Annotated in this window: 15 protein-coding genes and 1 other annotated feature; of the genes, 2 read left to right on the top strand and 13 right to left on the bottom strand. The window is 33.2% G+C overall.

The features are described from left to right. Positions 1-70: 70 nt before the first annotated feature. Positions 71-1,456, bottom strand: coding sequence for a glycine--tRNA ligase (locus V5E38_RS07295; protein WP_097977799.1), 1,386 nt, complete (start codon positions 1,454-1,456; stop codon positions 71-73). 80 nt (positions 1,457-1,536) lie between these two features. Then, positions 1,537-1,716, bottom strand: a binding site (T-box leader). A 211-nt stretch (positions 1,717-1,927) separates the two neighbouring features. Between V5E38_RS07295 and V5E38_RS07290 the strand changes: the two genes are divergently transcribed. Next, the gene (locus V5E38_RS07290) at positions 1,928-2,356 is read left to right on the top strand and encodes a hypothetical protein (protein WP_499212725.1); all 429 of its coding nucleotides are present in this window, start codon (positions 1,928-1,930) and stop codon (positions 2,354-2,356) included. A gap of 509 nt (positions 2,357-2,865) precedes the next feature. Here the strand turns inward: V5E38_RS07290 and V5E38_RS07285 are convergent. From V5E38_RS07285 to V5E38_RS07235, 11 genes are all read right to left on the bottom strand, one after another. After that, on the bottom strand, positions 2,866-3,573 hold the full coding sequence (locus V5E38_RS07285; RefSeq protein ID WP_069032386.1) for an ABC transporter ATP-binding protein: 708 nt from the start codon (positions 3,571-3,573) through the stop codon (positions 2,866-2,868). An 18-nt stretch (positions 3,574-3,591) separates the two neighbouring features. Further along, entirely contained in the window at positions 3,592-4,362 is a 771-nt protein-coding gene (locus V5E38_RS07280; RefSeq protein WP_499212724.1) for an ABC transporter ATP-binding protein, read from the bottom strand. Between the two features lie 16 nt (positions 4,363-4,378). Further along, entirely contained in the window at positions 4,379-5,647 is a 1,269-nt protein-coding gene (locus tag V5E38_RS07275) for a branched-chain amino acid ABC transporter permease (protein ID WP_499212723.1), read from the bottom strand. Between the two features lie 9 nt (positions 5,648-5,656). Then, positions 5,657-6,640: a branched-chain amino acid ABC transporter permease gene (locus V5E38_RS07270; RefSeq protein WP_248266096.1), complete on the bottom strand. Its 984-nt coding sequence runs from the start codon at positions 6,638-6,640 to the stop codon at positions 5,657-5,659. A gap of 141 nt (positions 6,641-6,781) precedes the next feature. Next, a complete protein-coding gene (locus V5E38_RS07265; RefSeq protein WP_097977807.1) occupies positions 6,782-7,963 on the bottom strand; it encodes a branched-chain amino acid ABC transporter substrate-binding protein in 1,182 nt (393 codons plus the stop codon). A 318-nt stretch (positions 7,964-8,281) separates the two neighbouring features. Continuing rightward, the gene (parC, locus tag V5E38_RS07260) at positions 8,282-10,714 is read right to left on the bottom strand and encodes a DNA gyrase/topoisomerase IV subunit A (RefSeq protein WP_499212722.1); all 2,433 of its coding nucleotides are present in this window, start codon (positions 10,712-10,714) and stop codon (positions 8,282-8,284) included. After that, positions 10,714-12,687: a DNA gyrase/topoisomerase IV subunit B gene (gene parE / locus V5E38_RS07255; RefSeq protein WP_499212721.1), complete on the bottom strand. Its 1,974-nt coding sequence runs from the start codon at positions 12,685-12,687 to the stop codon at positions 10,714-10,716. The genes parC and parE overlap by 1 nt, the downstream gene beginning before the upstream one ends. A gap of 532 nt (positions 12,688-13,219) precedes the next feature. Beyond that, positions 13,220-13,630: a CoA-binding protein gene (locus V5E38_RS07250; RefSeq protein ID WP_097977812.1), complete on the bottom strand. Its 411-nt coding sequence runs from the start codon at positions 13,628-13,630 to the stop codon at positions 13,220-13,222. Positions 13,631-13,877: 247 nt separating this feature from the next. Next, entirely contained in the window at positions 13,878-15,071 is a 1,194-nt protein-coding gene (locus V5E38_RS07245) for a S1C family serine protease (RefSeq protein ID WP_097977814.1), read from the bottom strand. A gap of 81 nt (positions 15,072-15,152) precedes the next feature. After that, positions 15,153-16,943, bottom strand: a complete 1,791-nt coding sequence (locus V5E38_RS07240) for a sensor histidine kinase (RefSeq protein ID WP_499212720.1) — start codon at positions 16,941-16,943, stop codon at positions 15,153-15,155. Between the two features lie 3 nt (positions 16,944-16,946). Next, positions 16,947-17,621 carry a response regulator transcription factor gene (locus V5E38_RS07235; protein ID WP_499212719.1) on the bottom strand — a complete coding sequence of 225 codons (675 nt, stop codon included), beginning with the start codon at positions 17,619-17,621 and terminating at the stop codon, positions 16,947-16,949. Positions 17,622-17,796: 175 nt separating this feature from the next. Between V5E38_RS07235 and plsY the strand changes: the two genes are divergently transcribed. Further along, complete coding sequence (gene plsY / locus V5E38_RS07230; protein ID WP_499212718.1) at positions 17,797-18,399, top strand: glycerol-3-phosphate acyltransferase; 603 nt, start codon at positions 17,797-17,799, stop codon at positions 18,397-18,399. 93 nt (positions 18,400-18,492) lie between these two features. Here the strand turns inward: plsY and V5E38_RS07225 are convergent, their stop codons facing one another. Then, positions 18,493-18,915, bottom strand: a complete 423-nt coding sequence (locus V5E38_RS07225) for an acyl-CoA thioesterase (protein ID WP_097977818.1) — start codon at positions 18,913-18,915, stop codon at positions 18,493-18,495. Positions 18,916-18,924 lie beyond the last annotated feature (9 nt).

The raw sequence follows: 18,924 nt of genomic DNA, 5'->3' as shown, positions 1-18,924 counted from the left end.
CTTTAAACAAGCTTTAGTAAAATATATGAAAAAAGATGTCCAAAAGGACACCTTTTTTCAAAAAACTAAATTAAAATTTAATTTTATTTGCTAAAAATGATTGTAATTCACTTATTGCAACACGAGTTTGCTCCATAGTGTCACGGTCACGAACTGTTACTTTTCCGTCTTCAATTGATTCGAAGTCGTAAGTAATACAGAAAGGAGTACCGATTTCATCTTGACGTCTGTAACGTTTACCAATTGAACCAGTTTCATCAAAATCAACATTGAAATCTTCTGCTAAAGAAGCAAATACTTCTTGTGCATTTTCTGATAATTTTTTAGATAATGGTAAAATCGCTGCCTTATATGGTGCTAATGCAGGATGTAAACGCATTACTGTACGAGATGTACCATCTTCTAATGCCTCTTCTTCATAAGCATCAATTAAAAATGCTAATGTCACACGATCTGCACCTAATGATGGCTCGATACAATATGGAACGTATTTTTCATTTGTAATTGGATCATGATATGTGAAATCTTCTGTTGAATATTCCATATGTTGTTTTAAATCATAATCTGTACGAGAAGCAATGCCCCATAATTCGCCCCAACCAAATGGGAATTTATATTCAAAGTCAGTTGTCGCGTTACTATAGTGTGATAATTCATCTGCACTATGTTCACGTAAACGAAGATTTTCTTCATTCATACCTAAAGCTAATAGCCATTTATTAGCAGTTTCTTTCCAATAAGAATACCACTCTAATTCTTCGCCCGGTTTACAGAAGAATTCCAGCTCCATTTGTTCAAATTCACGAGTACGGAACGTGAAATTTCCTGGTGTAATTTCGTTACGGAAGCTTTTACCAATTTGAGCAATACCAAATGGTACTTTCTTTCTCATTGTACGTTGAACATTTTTGAAGTTTACGAAAATACCTTGAGCTGTTTCTGGACGTAAGAAAATTTCATTCGTACTTGACTCAGTAACACCTTGGAATGTTTTAAACATTAGGTTAAATTGACGAATATCTGTAAAATCATGGCTACCACAATCAGGACAAGCAATTTTATGTTCCTCAATCAATTTAGCCATTTCTGAAAATGGAAGACCATCAACGATTATTTCCATTCCTTTTTCTTCAAGTGCATTTTCGATTAATTTATCAGCACGATGACGAGCTTTACAATTTTTGCAATCGATCATTGGATCATTAAAGTTACCAATATGACCTGAAGCTTCCCAAGTACGTGGATTCATTAAGATTGCAGCATCTAATCCAACATTATATGGACTTTGTTGAACAAACTTTTTCCACCAAGCTTTTTTCACATTATTTTTTAATTCAACACCAAGTGGACCATAATCCCACGTATTTGCTAAACCACCGTAAATTTCAGATCCTGGAAATACAAATCCTCTGTGTTTAGCATGACTTACTACGACATCCATTGTTTTTTCTGACATTTCATCTGCCTCCAATTTTCAATTGTTTTTTGAAAATGCAAGAATGAAATAAAAAAGCTCCCATCCTTAGGCATTTTCTGCCTAGGGACGAGAGCTGTATATGCACCCGCGGTTCCACCCTAGTTGACAATTAAAAAAATTGTCCACTTTAAGAATTAACTCAGGAATGCCTTTCGCTAAAGGTTTTGATTGAGCTCACACCATCCTCAATTCGCTAGTCAAAATAATCTTTAGGTACTTCTTTCCGTCAACGTTATATGTAATAAATAATATGTTGTTATTTTAACAAAGTGACAATGATTAAGTCAAATATTATTATGAACAATTTTGATAAAAAAATACCGTGAATTTTATGAATATTTCAAGGGATACTTCATGTAAAGATAAAACCTTTACAGTATGAGCATTAATTGGTATGATAGAAAAGTTGTTTTATTTATATACCAATACTATCAGAAGGGAGTGCTAGTTTTGAGTAGCAGCATTTTTTTAAAGAAAAAGAAACGTTCAGCAGTATTGCTTGATAAACATCATTCCATTCGTTTATTAAAGACAAACAAAAAGCGAATCGTGAACAAAAGAAACAATAAAATAAAAGGGTTCGAACAATTACTTGTTAAAGAATTAAACGAGGAAATGATTTCAACTTCAAACAGTACGGTAAATGAAATTTCTAAAAATGTAAATACAGTAGTGATCGAAGGACTTCCAGTAACATTTCTTCTAAAGCTTGGAAAAGAGTTTTTCTCAGATTTAGAAGCAGTGAAGTACTATTATAATAGTAAACATGAAGATTTTTACAAGAATCGTAGTTTACTAGAGGAATCACTTCAATCTTCAATTAACAATGCGTCAAGTGAAGAACAATTAAAAGTTTCGGAATTTATTTCTAATAAATAATCATTATTAATGAGGGAATCCTTAAGGGGTTCCCTCTTTTATATTATTAGGAAATTCTTAGTAAGGTACCGACCAATTGAACTGCAAATAAACCTTAAAGAGCAGCAAATAAGAAACTTAATAGTGCAAATAAACGTTGGAAACTTGCAAATGAATAGCGGACTGTAAATAAAATCAGTGTATCTGCAATTAAAATCACCAAATCTGCAAATAAAGTAAAAAAATACAAATACCCGTAAAGGTATCTCGACTGAATTATTAGCTCATCGTGGATACGATCGAATGTAAATCAAGCATATTTCTTCTTAAACCCTAAAATACTAATTCAAATCTGCCATTTATCTTTATATAAGTCTGGAAATAGACTTAAAATGATCATTGCCTCAAGATATCTACTCTTTATATTAATTTTCACACTTATTCACATCAAAAAAGAGATGTTCATATGTCAGTTGACCCGACTCATGATACATCCCTTTTCCTTTATCTATTTTTGATTTGCAGATTCATTAAGCTAAATAGGCTTTTTTCACTTCTTCATTATTCATTAATGTCTTTCCTTCACCAACCATTTGGATCTCACCAGTTTGAATTACATACCCGCGGTGAGCAATTTGTAATGCTTGGTAAGCGTTTTGTTCGACTAATAAGATTGTCATTCCTTGTTTATTTAATTGCTCAATGATTTCAAATATTTGTTCAACGATAATTGGAGCAAGACCCATTGATGGCTCATCTAGCATTAGCAAGGATGGTCCCATCATCAGTCCTCTACCAATCGCTAGCATTTGTTGTTCTCCTCCACTCATCGTACCACCTTTTTGGCTTAAACGCTCTTTCAGTCTTGGAAAATAATCAAATACCATTTCCATGCGGGCAGCGATTAGTTTTTTATCTTTAACTGAGAAAGCACCCATCTCTAAATTTTCTTTTACACTTAATTTAGAAAATATTCTTCTTCCTTCTGGTACATGGGCGATTCCTTTTAAGGCAATTTCATGAGATTGTAGCTTTATTATTTCTTCACCTTTATAAATCAGCGTTCCAGATTTTGGTTTAACTTGGCCACAAATCGTTTTTAGAGTAGTAGATTTTCCAGCACCGTTACTTCCAATTAACGTTACAATTTCACCTTCATTTACTTCAATGTTAATATTTTTCAGTGCTTGAATACCACCGTAAAAAGAGTTAATATCTTTTAATTGTAATAGCGTCATCTTTTCGTACTCCTTTCACTATGCAGTAGTCACTGCACTTTTTCCTAAATATGCTTCAATTACTTTTTGATTATTTCGAATTTCAAGTGGTTTTCCTTCTGCAATTTTTTCGCCATGATCAAGTACAAATAGATACTCGGATATTTCCATAACAAGCTTCATATCATGCTCGATTAAGACGATTGTTAAGTTAAGGTCATCTCTCATTTGATAGATTAAATCAGTCAATTCTTTCGTTTCTTTCGGATTCATCCCCGCAGCTGGCTCATCTAAAAGTAAGATTCTTGGTTGAGATGCTAATGCACGAGCGATTTCAAGCCGTCTTTGTGCACCGTATGATAGACTCGATGCTTCCTCATTATAAAATTCAGCCAATCCGACGTATTCTAACCATTTATATGCTTCTTTCATTGCCGTTTTTTCTGCTTTTTTAAATTTAGGTAAATGGAAAATTGTTGAAAAAACACCATACTTTAAATGCTGATGCATTCCTACCATGACATTTTCTAAAGCAGTCATACTATTAAATAGACGAATATTTTGGAATGTACGCGCGATCCCTTTTTTATTAACAGTATGTGGTTTTAACCCTACTAAACTCTCATTCCCTAACATAATTTCTCCACTACTAGGAGTGTACACACCTGTAATCATATTAAAGAATGTTGTTTTTCCAGCCCCATTTGGTCCAATTACCGCTGTAATTGAGCCTTCTTTAATATCAATATTTACATTATTAACAGCTGTTAAACCGCCAAAGCTTTTCGTTAAATTCGTTGTTTTTAACATTTGATAACCTCCTCTCTTAAAATGAAACTGTGCGTGTTTTTTCTTCGACGACAGTTTGATCTACGACGTCTTCTTTTGGAACAACCTTATTTTTGGCAGGCAATAATCCTTTTGGCCTGAAAATTGCTGCAAGTACTAAAATAAGTCCGAAAATCATACGTTGCATTTTAGAAGGCGATAGAGCTGGTGGTAAGTTAATAACTCCATCTAATGTTAATTGGTTTAAATAGTTTGTTACTTCTGTTAAAACTTGTAGATTTAAGATTGTTACAAGTGCTGCTCCAAGGATAACACCTGGAACACTACCCATTCCGCCTAAAATAACCATTACTAAGATCGTAATCGATTCAAGTAATGTAAAGCTTGTTGGGTCAATAAACATTTGCTTTGCAGAGAAAACTACTCCCATCATTCCTGAGAAAGATGCACCGATTGCAAATGCTATTAATTTCGTACGTACTAAGTGAATACCTGATGCTTGTGCAGCGATTTCATTCTCACGTACCGCCTTCCAAGAACGTCCAAGCTTAGAATCTTGTAATCTAGTAACAGCTAAAATGACGATTGCTAAAACAATTAACACGACATAATAAAATTGCCCAGAATTATCAATCTCTAATCCAAAAATAGTAGGAGCTGGAATCGAAGAAATACCTTGTGCTCCTCCAGTAATATTTATTGGTTTATCTAAGTTATTAAATACAATTCGAATAATTTCACCAAAGCCTAGTGTTACAATTGCTAAATAATCACCTTTTACACGAAGTACTGGAATACCTAATAATACACCTGCAATTGCAGCGATAATTCCACCGATTATTATAAATACCCAAAATGAGTTTCCTGAAAACGGAAGGAAATCAAAATGTAAGAAATTCGTAACTTGTTTAGTCGAAAAAATTGCATAAGTATATGAACCAATTGCAAAGAAGGCAACGAATCCTAAATCTAATAGACCAGCTAAACCTACTACTACGTTTAATCCAAGTGCCATTGCAACATAGATTCCAACTAAAGTCGCTACACCCATATATGATTCAAATGCTGTACCTTGTGATGCAACATAAGGCATGATCACGGTTAAAACTAAGATTCCAATGCTCCATTTTAATTTGACAGGAAAATTAGTTTTATATAATAAGTAAAGTGAGAACAAGATTAATAGAAATGCCGTAACCGATTCTTGCAAAAAGTATAATCCTAATGATGTAACAACGATATAAGCTCCTAAGAACATACCTTGTAGTTTATTTGATTGTTTTAACCCATTTAATAAGCTCTTCATCTAATTCACCTACACTTTCTCAGCTACAGGTTTACCTAATAAACCTTCTGGCTTGAATATTAGAACTAGAATTAAAATTCCAAATGCAACAACATCTTTATATTCTGATGGGAAAATGCCATGAGTTAAAGTTGATAAATTTGTTGCTGCAAATACTTCGATTACACCGATTAATAAACCGCCAAACATTGCACCACGGATATTTCCGATTCCACCTAATACTGCAGCTGTAAATGCTTTTAAGCCTAAAATAAAACCGATATACGGATCAATAGTGCTGTACTGTAATGCAAATAGTACGCCAGTTGCACCACCTAATCCAGAACCTAAAAAGAATGTTAAAGAGATGACTTTATTAACGTTTACAGACATTAATGATGCCGTTTCACGATCCTGTGCAACTGCACGCATTGCTGTACCCCATTTTGTTTTATTGATGAAGTAATCTAATGAAATCATCATTACAACTGCAACGACTAAAATAATGATTGATGCTGATTTAATTTGTGCATTTCCAAATGAAGAAAGAATTGAGCTAGTTTTAATTTGGTGTTGTCCAGAAAATAGTGATGGGCCAGTAATAATGTAATTTCCTTCTTTTAATTCAGCAATAAAACGTACGATATCTTGTAGTAAAAATGAAATACCGATTGCTGTAATTAATGTAATTAACTTTGGTGCTTTTCGCAATGGACGATACGCAACTCTTTCGATCCCCATTCCTAGGAAACCAGTTGCTAATGAAGCTACTATTAAAACAATTGCTAACACGATAATTGCAGGTAAACTACTTAATAAACCTAAACCAGTAAATGTAATTAATACCGCAGTACCAATAAACGCACCCACCATAAATATTTCACCATGTGCAAAATTGATTAGTTCCAATATCCCATAAACCATCGTGTAACCGAGTGCTACGATTGCATATACTGCTCCTAAAACAAGACCGTCTATTAGAACTTGAGGTAGTGTTTGGATTACTTCATTCATGTATAAGACCTCCTATAAATAATGTAGTTTATTTCCTATTAATTTCCAAGATTTTACAATTTTCTCATCTTATTGAGAGAAAAAGAGTATCACATTTTACAGGATACTCTTTTCTTTAAGACTGGTAGGGTTTGTTTCTAATTATGGTTTAGTAACTTCGCCTTCTTGAGTACCAGGGTATTTAGCTTCTTTAAACGTATAAATAAATACTTTCGCGTATTTGTTGTCCCCTTTATCGTCGAAGCCCACCTTCGTTACTACACCATCATAATCTTGGATTGCACGTACTGCTTTTTCAACTTGTTCACGAGTTGGCGTTTTTCCTTTATTATCATTGATCGCATTTTTTAATCCTTCTAATAAAACACCAGCAGAATCATATCCGTAAGATGAGAACGATTCAATGTTTTTATTAAATTTAGATTTATAAGCGTCAGCAAAAGCTTTACCTTTATCTGTTTTTAACGTATCACCAGCTACCGAAGTATAATAGAAGTTTTTAACAGCATCTCCAGCAATATCAACTAAACCTGAAGAGTCCATTCCATCTCCACCCATGAATGGGATGTTTAATCCTTTTTCACGAGCTTGTTTTAATAAAATTCCACCTTCAGCATAAAGTCCACCGAAGAATACTAAATCAGGCTTTTTCGCAATTGCATTGTTTAGTACTCCGTTAAAGTCTTTATCTCCGATTGAGATCCCTTCTTCACCTAAAATTTTAGCGCCTAATTTCTCTGCAGCAGCTTTGAATTCATTTGCTAAACCAGTTCCGTAAGGTGTTTTATCTTGAATGATAAAAATATTTTTAGCTTTTAAAGTATTAACAGCGAAATTTGCACCTGCAGGACCCTGGAAGTCATCACGAGCACAAATTCGGTTAACTACTCCTAATCCACGATCAGTTACTTCATTTGCAGTATTTGAAGGAGATACCATTACGATATGGTCTTTCTCATACTTTACAGAAGAAGGAATTGCTACACCAGAGTTTAAGTGTCCAACAACACCAAGGATTTTATTGTCTGCAGCTAACTGCTCAGCATTTGCTACACCTTTTTTTGGATCCCCTTGGTCATCATAAGGCACTATCTTTAAATCAAAGCCTAATTTTTTGAATGCTGCTTTTTGATCTTCTAATGCAAGCTGTGCTCCAAGTTTAATGGACTCACCTAAAATTGCATTATTACCAGATAATGGTGTATTTGTTGCAATTTTAATGACTTGGTTCCCATCCTTTGAACTATTACTACCACAGCCTGCTAAAATACCCGCAGTTAACGATACTGATGCTAAAATTGCAAACCCCTTCTTAAAAACCATATGTACGCCCCCTTAAAAACCTATTTTTTTGAAAATTTAAAATTCTTAAGAAAATAGTAAGCTATATTTTTTCGTTAGACAAGTTCTTTTGATTCAAAATATTTCGACAATTCTGTCGATTCATTGTTATTTTAGGTAATTATTCCCATTAAAAAAACATAAAAAACCTATTTTCCTTATTTCTGAAATATAAAATTAAAAGATTTCAATGTGTTTTACTAGGTTAATCCTTAAAAAATATTTTCCTAGTATCATTTTGCGTTTTTCGACAAATTCGACAAAAAAACCTATTCCAAAAAGCTTGGAATAGGCCTAATTTTAATTATTTTCTTCTTTTTTATATCGAATGATCGTCTTTATTTCACCAGAATCATCTGTATCCATAACAAATGATCCATTACTATATTGATCACTATTTCTTAAATCAGTTGGGTCAACTGTCTCAAATTGACCAGATTTACTTAATAAAGCAAACATATCATTTTCATTTATTACGTATACCCCAATTAGCAAATGAGGATTATTTTTTAAATCTCGTAGTACTTTAACACCTCGGGAACCTCTTGAACTTTGAGAGATCGTATCGAGTTTCATTTTTTTAATTGCCCCTCGATGTGTTGCACAGAATATTTCTTTCACTTCATTACTAATTGTGTCTGCAGAAACAACAAAATCATGATCCTTTAAGTTAATTCCTTTAACTCCACCAGCTCTTAAGCCTTGAATACTAATCTCTTCAACATTAAATAACAATGTGTATCCTGAACTTGTAGCCAATAACACTTGATCAGTTTCTGAAGTGACACCAGCAAAAATTAAGGAATCATCAGATTTAATTGACATACCGACAAGTGGTTTAGAATATCGTTGTACTTTTAATTGCTGTATACTTGTACGCTTTACAACACCATTTTTAGTGACAAATAAAATATAATCTTTATTTTCTTCAAAATTATTTACGACCGTAGCAGAAAGAATTGCTTCATCTCGTTCAATAGGAATAATATTAGCAACATGTTGCCCCATATCTTTCCATCTGATATCCTGCATTTCATGAATTGGTAAATATAAATAGTTACCTTTTGACGTAAATAAAATTAGAGTATCCGTCGTTGTACTTTCTATTTGATAAATTAAACGGTCGCCTTCTTTCATACCGTAATCTTTACCATTCGATGCTGAATATGATCTTGGACTAGTTCGTTTAACATATCCTTCACTTGTAACGGTGACAACGACGTCTTCTTGAGCAATTATATCTTCTCTAGAAATTTTAATTTCTTCAATTTCTTCTTGAATGGTTGAACGTCTGTCGTCTGAATATTTTAACTTAATTTTCTTTAAGTCTGTTTTGATAACTGACAATAATTTTGCTTCACTGTTTAAAATTGCTTCTAGCTGTTTAATCTTTTTATCTAACTCATCTGCTTCTTCTTGTAATGCAGTAATATCAGTATTTGTTAAACGATATAACTGTAACATAACAATCGCTTCAGCTTGTAGTTCAGTAAACTCAAATTGAGCGATTAACTTATCTTTTGCATCGCGTTTATCATTTGCAGAACGGATTGTTGTAATCACTTCATCTAAAATCGATAAAGCCTTCATTAAACCTTCTACAACATGTTGGCGAGCTTTCGCTTTTCTTAAATCAAAATTTGAACGATTTGTAATGACTTCTTTTTGATGTTCAATATAAGCATCAAGAATTGCCGGTAATGACATCTGTTTTGGTGTACGATTATAAATCGCAACCATATTGAAGTTATAAGGTATTTGAAGCTCAGTATTTTTATATAAATAATTTAAAATCGCTTCGTTATTTGCATCTTTTTTCAGTTCAATGACAATACGTAGTCCTGTACGATCTGTTTCATCGCGTACTTCCGTAATGCCATCTACTTTTCGATCAAGACGAACCTCGTCCATTTTCTTTACTAAATTCGCTTTATTCACTTCTGAAGGAATTTCTGTAATAATTAATGCCTGTTTTCCACCACGTAAATCCTCGGTATGAACTCGGCTTCGAATAATGATTTTTCCTTTTCCTGTTTCATAAGCTTTTTTAATACCATCTACACCTTGAATAATCCCTCCAGTAGCAAAATCAGGACCGTGGATTACGGTCATTAATTCATCTACTGAACAATTTTTATTTTCAATGCGCATAATCGTCGCATCGATTACTTCTCCAAGGTGGTGCGAAGGTATTTCAGTTGCATATCCAGCAGAGATTCCAGTACTACCGTTGACTAATAAATTTGGAAACATTGATGGTAAAACAACTGGCTCCAAACTCGTATCGTCAAAGTTTGGCACAAAATCAACTGTTTCTTTATCAATATCTCTCAATAGTTCACTTGCTATTGCTGATAACCTAGCTTCCGTATAACGCATAGCTGCTGGCGGGTCTCCATCAATACTACCGTTATTTCCATGCATTTGAACTAATACATTTCTTAATTTCCAATCTTGACTTAGTCGTACCATTGCATCATAAACAGAAGTATCACCATGAGGATGGTAATTACCAATTACATTTCCGACTGTTTTAGCAGATTTACGGTAAGGCTTGTCTTGCGTGTTTCCTTCAACGTGCATTGAATATAAAATACGGCGTTGAACTGGCTTTAATCCGTCACGAGCATCAGGTAATGCTCGTTCTTGAATAATATACTTACTATATCGACCAAAGCGGTCACCTATTATATCTTCTAAAGGGATATTATATAATTTTTCCGATGATTGCATCAGACATTGCTCCCTTCCGACTCTACTTCAACTTGCTCATTGTTTAAAATTTTATCCTCTTCATCTAAATCAAATACTACATTCGATTCAATCCACTTACGTCTAGGTTCAACTTTATCACCCATTAATGTAGTTACCCGACGATCCGCTCTTGCGGCATCATCAATTTTCACACGAATAAGTGTTCTCGTTTCTGGATCCATCGTTGTATCCCAAAGTTGGTCAGCATTCATCTCACCAAGTCCTTTATAACGCTGAATCATATACCCTTTACCAACTTTTTTGATTGCATCTTGTAGATCTACCTCTGACCAAGCGTATTCGATTACTTCTTTTTTTCCAGTACCCTTACTTACTTTGAATAAAGGAGGTAAGGCAATATAAACTTTACCAGCTTCTACTAGTGGCTTCATATAGCGGTAAAAGAATGTTAATAAAAGTACTTGAATATGCGCTCCATCTGTATCAGCATCGGTCATAATAACGATTTTGTCATAGTTAACATCCTCAATATCAAAATCACTACCTACTCCTGCGCCAATCGCATGAATAATCGTATTAATCTCTTCATTTTTCATTATGTCAGCTAGTTTTGCCTTCTCGGTATTGATAACTTTACCACGTAAAGGCAAGATTGCTTGGAAACGTCGATCACGGCCTTGTTTCGCACTTCCACCAGCTGAATCACCCTCAACTAGGTATAATTCATTTTTCTGTGGGTTACGTGACTGTGCAGGTGTGAGCTTACCGCTTAATGAAGTTTCTGAGCGTTTTCTTTTTTTACCACTTCTTGCTTCTTCACGTGCTTTTCTTGCAGCTTCTCTAGCTTGAAAAGCTTTAATAGATTTCTTTACTAATGAAGTTGCAATGTCTGGATTTTCTTCCAGGAAATAAGCTAATTGATCCGAAACAACTGAGTCAACAGCCGATCTTGCTTCACTAGTACCTAATTTACCTTTTGTTTGTCCTTCAAATTGAAGCAGCTCTTCAGGAATTCGTACTGATATAATTGCAGCTAATCCTTCACGAATATCCGCTCCATCTAGATTTTTATCTTTTTCTTTTAAGAGACTTACTTTTCTTGCATATTCATTAAATGCTCTTGTTAAAGCGGTTTTTGCACCAACTTCGTGCGTACCACCATCTTTTGTACGAACATTATTTACGAATGAAAGCATCGTTTCCGAATATCCATCATTAAATTGGAACGAAAATTCAACCTCAATTTTATTTTGTAATCCGTCAAAGAATACAACAGGATGTAATGCTTCTTTTTCTTCGTTTAAATACGATACAAATGCTTCGATACCGTTTTCATAATAAAACTCTTCAAACGCATCATGTCGTTCATCTTTAATTGTAATTTTTAAACCTTTTAATAAAAATGCTGACTCTCTAAGTCTTTCACATAAAGTATCAAAGTTAAAATTTGTCGTGCTAAAAATAGTTGGATCTGGTTTAAAATGGATCGTCGTCCCAGTTCGTCTTGTCTTACCAATGATTTCTAATGAAGTTACTGCTTTACCTCCATCTTCAAAACGTTGCTTGTAAATTGTTCCTTCACGGTGAATTTCAACTGTTAACCATTTTGATAAAGCATTTACTACTGATGCACCAACACCATGTAGACCACCACTTGTTTTGTAGCCGCCTTGTCCAAATTTACCACCTGCGTGTAATACAGTTAAAATAATTTCTGGAGTTGGTTTTCCCATTTTGTGCATTCCAGTAGGCATCCCACGACCATGGTCTTTTACGCTTAAGCTATTATCTTTATGAATAACCACATCTATTTGAGTCCCGTGACCAGCTAATGCTTCATCTACAGAGTTATCTACGATTTCATAAACTAAATGGTGCAGACCTCTACTATCTGTGCTGCCAATATACATTCCAGGTCGTTTACGTACAGCTTCTAAACCTTCTAGTACCTGTATCGCATCTTCGTTATATGTTGTTTCATTCTTTGCCAACACCATTTCTCCTTTCTAACTAAACACTTACATAAGAACATTTGTTCCATTATATCATATTATAAATAAAATGTTTCTTCTAATCGTTCATGTTAATGGTTTTTTTGCTAACTTACAAGTCGAACATGAAAAAAAAAATCGGACAAGTTCATAAAAAGCTGGATTTTTGTATCAAGAAAATGCAGGTTTAAAGTTGAAAATTGATAAATTAACTTACAAATTCAATTTTAAAGTTAATGCAAACTGGCATTTTAATTGCTAATCTATTTTGATGTACATCAGTACAATTTCTCGATTACCTTAATGTTCTTATTCCCTACTCGATCTTCCGTTAAAAAAACTCACTGATTAACAGTGAGCCAGATTTAAAAATTTAATTTACAGACTGATTGAAAGCGCTTGATTTTTGAAGCACGGGGCAAGTTACCGCTAAGCGGTAATGAGCACGGTAATGAGCACCATAGCCAGGCAACGCAACTAAGAAAACGAGCGTCTGGATGGCCAGTCTGAAACAGTGAGCTTTTTTAACGGCCTATCTTGTCATTGCATGCTCAACTTTAATACAACGATCCATAATGACTGTTTTACCATTTTCCTTTAACAATTGATATGCTTCTTCGTTTTCAATTCCAAGCTGTGCAAAGAAAACATCGCAATCAATTTTAAGAAACTCTTGTGCTACAGGTAATAGGTGTTCAGGTCTTCTAAATACATTTACAATATCAACTTTTTCATTTATTTCGGTTAAACTCGCTACTGCTTTTTCTCCTAATACCGTATCAACTGTTGGGTTTACTGGAATAATTTTATATCCAGCATCTTGCATTGCCTTGCTTACCATATAAGACGTTTTAGACGGGTCTTTTGATAATCCAACAACTGCAATTACTTTACTTGATTTTAAAATCTTGCCAATTTCTTCTCTTGATGGGTATTTACTCATTTGCTAATCACCCTTTCTTTCTGTATAAATAAGCGCTTCAAACTGTTAAAAACGCTCGCTTTCTTCGTTGCTTCGCCTTACTGCGGTGCTCATTACCTGTCTAGGTAACTCCGCTCCTCATCAGCCTTCGCGCCTCGAAAGACAAGCGTTTTCAATCAGTTTAAAAAATCAAATATATGTTACATACTAAACTTTTCGCTTATTTATTATTCTTTTATCATATTTCCTAAGTCAATGGCCTGTCAAATCATTGACTAGAAGCTAATGTTAAAGTTGAATTAGTTAATTTACCGTCACGGTAATAAGTAATCTTTAATTTATCTCCAACTTTTTTGTGTGAATATAGGTATTCTCTTACAGTAATTACGTCACTTACTGGTTTGTCATCAAGTGCAACGATAACGTCTAATTGTTTCATTCCAACTTTAGCAGCAGGAGTATTTGGATCAACATGTGTAACAACTGCACCTTTTGTCACAGAACCAGGTAATTTTAATGTTTCTTCGATATTAAATTGCGGTATTTCATCAAGTGATTTTAAGCCTACACCCATTACAGGTCGAGTCACTTCACCAAATTTTTCGATCTGATCTAAAGCTGGTTTTGCAATATTCATTGGGATCGCAAATCCAATTCCTTCAACAGCTTGTTCAGCAATTTTACTTGAATTAATCCCGATTACTTCACCTTTTGCGTTGATTAAAGCACCACCACTATTACCTGGATTAATCGCAGCATCTGTTTGGATTACTTGAGTTTGGTAATCTGCAACGCCATCTCCATCGATATCCTGTGGTATTTCACGTGCTTTACTACTTACAATACCTTCAGTTACAGTACTTTCTAAAAATCCAAGTGGATTTCCAATAGCAATAGCAGTTTCACCTACGTTAATTTTTTCTGAATCACCTAATTTAGCGATATTCGTAACATATTTTGCATCAATTGCTACAACAGCTAAATCTAATAATTCATCTGTACCAACAAGTTTAGCATCAATTAATTGACCATCTGCCATTTTTACTTTTAATTGCTTTGCACCAGCAACAACATGGTTATTTGTCGCTACTAAAGCTTTATTTCCTACTTTTTTATAAACTACACCTGAACCAGATCCAGCTTCTTGCGTTTCCATTGAAAATGGATTGGATGATTGATAGTTATTAACTCCTACTACAAATTTGCGAGCATTTTGGATTGTAGTTGTTAAATCTTCGCGTGATACATTAATAACTTGTGTTGGTACAGTATTCGTATCATTTGATAAGTTTGCATTTTTATTTGTTAAGTTAAAAATATCCGGGGATACGATTGAGATCGTTACAGCTCCAATGATCGCTCCAATAAAACCTGTAACAAGTGGATACCCTCCACGTCTACTTCTCTTTTGTCTTTTATGATTATTTTCATCGTATAAATCTGTTTCATCATAATATCCCATAATTCATTCCTCCAATATGTAGGTATCTTTGATTGATATTAATTTAACCCACTCATGTGTATTTGCTGTGAACTTTTTGATTTAATTCAAATATTTATTCAAATTAAAAATAAATTCAACTCCATCTTCCTTATTATGAACTTTTATAGTTGAATGATGTAAGTCTAGGATTGTTTTTACGATTGCTAAACCTAATCCTGTTCCACCATTTTGTCTATTTCTAGATTCATCAATTCGATAGAAGCGATCCCAAATTTTATCAATTTTATCAGCAGGGATTGGATTACCTTCATTAAAAATAGAAATATTTACATAATCCCCTTCATCTAATAAATTCATTTTTATGACACTACCTGGGTTTCCATAATGGATAGCATTTGAAAGGATATTAATGATCACTTGTTCTATTTTTCTTTTTTCACCTAATACGAGCGTATCCTCATCTAGATTAAAATTGAAATGACAATGAATACTACTATTTTCAAACATGCGAATAATCACATTTTCGATGCAATCCACAATTAAGAAAGGTTCACTTTTAAGTGTGTATGTTCCTGATTGAAGTTTGGAAAGTTCAAGCATATCGACAACTAACCCGTTCATCCAATCAACTTCTTCAAGGATTACATCTGCATAATAACCATTTTTTTCAATATTTAATCCATCTTTTAAACCTTCTGCATAACTTTGCACGATACTCAGTGGCGTTTTTAGCTCATGGGATACTCCACTTATAAACTCTTTTCTTATTTGTTCTAACTGCTTTTCTTTTTCAATATCCTTCATTAATTTAACATTTGCCTGCTGTAAATTTTCAATCGTACTAGCTAAATTCTCTGATAATGAATTAATTGATTTGGATAATTGTCCAATTTCATCATCGGATTGAATATCGATTTTCTCGTTAAAGTTTAACTTTGCTAATTGATCAGTTACAGAATTCATTTTCAATAATGGCTTCGTAATCAATTTCGAATAGTAAAAAGAAACAATCACAATCAACAATAAAGCAATAATAAAAGCGTAAATATAAAAATCTTTTAAAACGTACATTGCTTCATTTACTGGTTGTAATGATGTAATCGCAAAAATAACTTCCTTTGAACCTTTACTAGTATTAATTGGGTAAATAAATACTTTATTTTCTAATCCATTTGCTCGGTCTAAGTAGCGATAAATTAATGGGAAATCCTCCTCAGTATAGTTAGAAAAATCTTCATTAGTCTTTGTCCAATCAGTTATCGCACCCATTAATGAGTTCATTTGAGCAGAATATGTATATTGATTTGCAATTGGTAAATGTAAATTAACAACTTTCCCTTTAATTTCAATATTCACCATTTCCTGAAGACTATCTTTAGATGACAATTGAACCGTGTTAGACGGTTGATTTTCCTCTTGCCATACACCCATATTCGTTTTTATATAGAGTGGAATAAAATAATCATCTTGAACATAACCTCGGATTGTAATCCTTGAATTTTCTTTAATATTAAGACCTAAAATACTCTCTATTTGATCCGAATATAATAGATTATTTAAAGGTACATATACCTTTTTTCCTTCATTCGTAAGAACCGTTAAATCAAAATTATTCTCAGCTTTTAATACCCCTCTTTTATCTAAAACTGCTAAAGTTGTATTGTATTTGGAATATAGTTTGGATAGTTCTTGTTGAAACTGATTGTTGTTAAATTTACCCACTTTATACCCTTTAGCAAATTGTGTTAGTTCTTCTGTTACAATATTTACTTTCTTATTCGTATAAAAAGATTGCATAAAGATTGATTGACCAACAAATACAATTAATAAAAATATAACTAATAATAACGTAATGGATAAAAAAAGTTTACGAACTATACTATTTTTCATCTTCTACTCCTCAAACTTATAGCCTACTCTAATTACTGTTGCTATATGCTTTGCTTTGTCTCCCAATTTATGTCTAAGTTTTTTTATATGTGTATCAACTGTTCTACCATCTCCAAAATAATCAAAGCCCCAAATATTATTTAATAATTGATCTCTTGTTAATACGATGCCTTTATTATCAATTAAATAACATAATAATTCGAACTCTTTGTTCGTAAGTTGTAATAATTCATTATTTATTGAAGCTGTCCTTGACGAGGTATTGATTGTAATTCCACAAATCGATTTCGATTCTTTATCGTCTTCTTTTAAATCAGCCGTTCTTCTAAGTACACTTTTTGCTTTAGCTACTAGAATTTTAGGACTAAATGGCTTTGTCACATATTCATCTGTTCCAATATCAAAACCAAGTAATTGATCTTCTTCTTCTGAACGAGCAGTAGTCATAATGATTGGTATACTTGATTGCTCTCTAATTAGCTTACAAACTTCCCATCCATCTAATTTCGGTAGCATTAAATCTAGAATAATTAAATCTACTTGATTTTCGTTAAATTTCTTTATGCCTTGTTCTCCATCTTCTGCTTCGATTACTGTAAACTGATCGTTTTCAAAATACTCTTTTACGATTTCTCTTAATCTTTTTTCATCTTCAATAATTAAAACTGTCGGGTTCATATTTTTTCCTTCCATTAAAATTGATAGATATAAGAACTTTTACCTAAAATAAAATGTCCTTAGTTTCCTCATTTGAATTAATATTCTAAAGCAACTATCTATATATTCGCTTAAAATTGTGATAAAATTATATGATACTGCACTAATTTATTATTGTTTGAAAAGGAGCTAGAAAATGAGTTTGGTCATTATTGTACTAGCCTATTTAATCGGATCTGTACCATTCGGTTTAGTAGTTGGAAAAATATTTTACGGAGTAGATATCCGTCAACACGGTAGTGGAAATCTTGGTGCAACAAATACATTCCGCACATTAGGTAAAAAAGCAGGTATTATAGTAACACTTGGAGATATTTTAAAAGGAACACTAGCAGCTTCATTACCTGTATTATTCCATTATCATGGGATTCACCCTTTAATTATCGGTCTAGTTGCTGTTATTGGTCATGTGTATCCAATATTTGCCGGTTTTAGAGGTGGTAAAGCGGTAGCAACCTCTGCAGGAATCTTATTATATGCATCGCCACTACTTTTTGTCTGCTTAATTATTATCTTCGCAATTAGTTTAAAAACAACAAAATACGTTTCACTTTCGTCAATGTTAACAGCTTTTTTAGGTACAATTTTAGCTTTTATAATGGAATACACTGGACTAATTAAAGACAATGGGTACATAATAACTTATATTTTGATCGTACTTACAATCTTTGTCGTATATAAACATCGTCCAAATATAAAAAGAATTAAAGACAAAACCGAACCAAAAGTAAAATTTTAAAAGCAAAATTATCTAAAGATTAGAGATTGAAGATTAATGTCTTCCCTCTCTAATCTTTTATTAATTCATGCTTTTTTTGCTTCTTCTATCCCTTTAATCTTGCCCCATCGCCTTCTCATATGCTTCATACCAGTCAGGGAACATTTTCTTAAATTTAATCGGTCTAAATGTATCTTTATGAACAAGGACATGTGTTGAATTTCCTATGCAGCAAATATCGCCTTCTTCATTCATTATTTCATATTCATAAATCACTTTTAGTGGTGTAAGTGTTTTTATTTTTGTTTTTACTTTAGCTGTTTGTCCATATCGTAGACTTTTCTTGTATGAAACATTCAAATCGATCACTGGAGAAATGACTCCTTGTGATTCCATTTCTGCATAATTAAAGCCCAAATCTTTTATTAATTGAGTACGTCCAATTTCAAACCACACTAAATAATTTGCATGGTACACAACACCCATTGCATCTGTTTCTGCATATCTTACTTCAACTAATTTTTCTGAAATAAACATAAAGTCACC

Source organism: Rossellomorea sp. GAMAL-10_SWC, assembly GCF_049568075.1.
Taxonomy (GTDB): domain Bacteria; phylum Bacillota; class Bacilli; order Bacillales; family Bacillaceae_G; genus Gottfriedia.
Note: the sequence above shows the minus strand (reverse complement) of the source record. Positions and strands in the feature narration are given on the sequence as shown.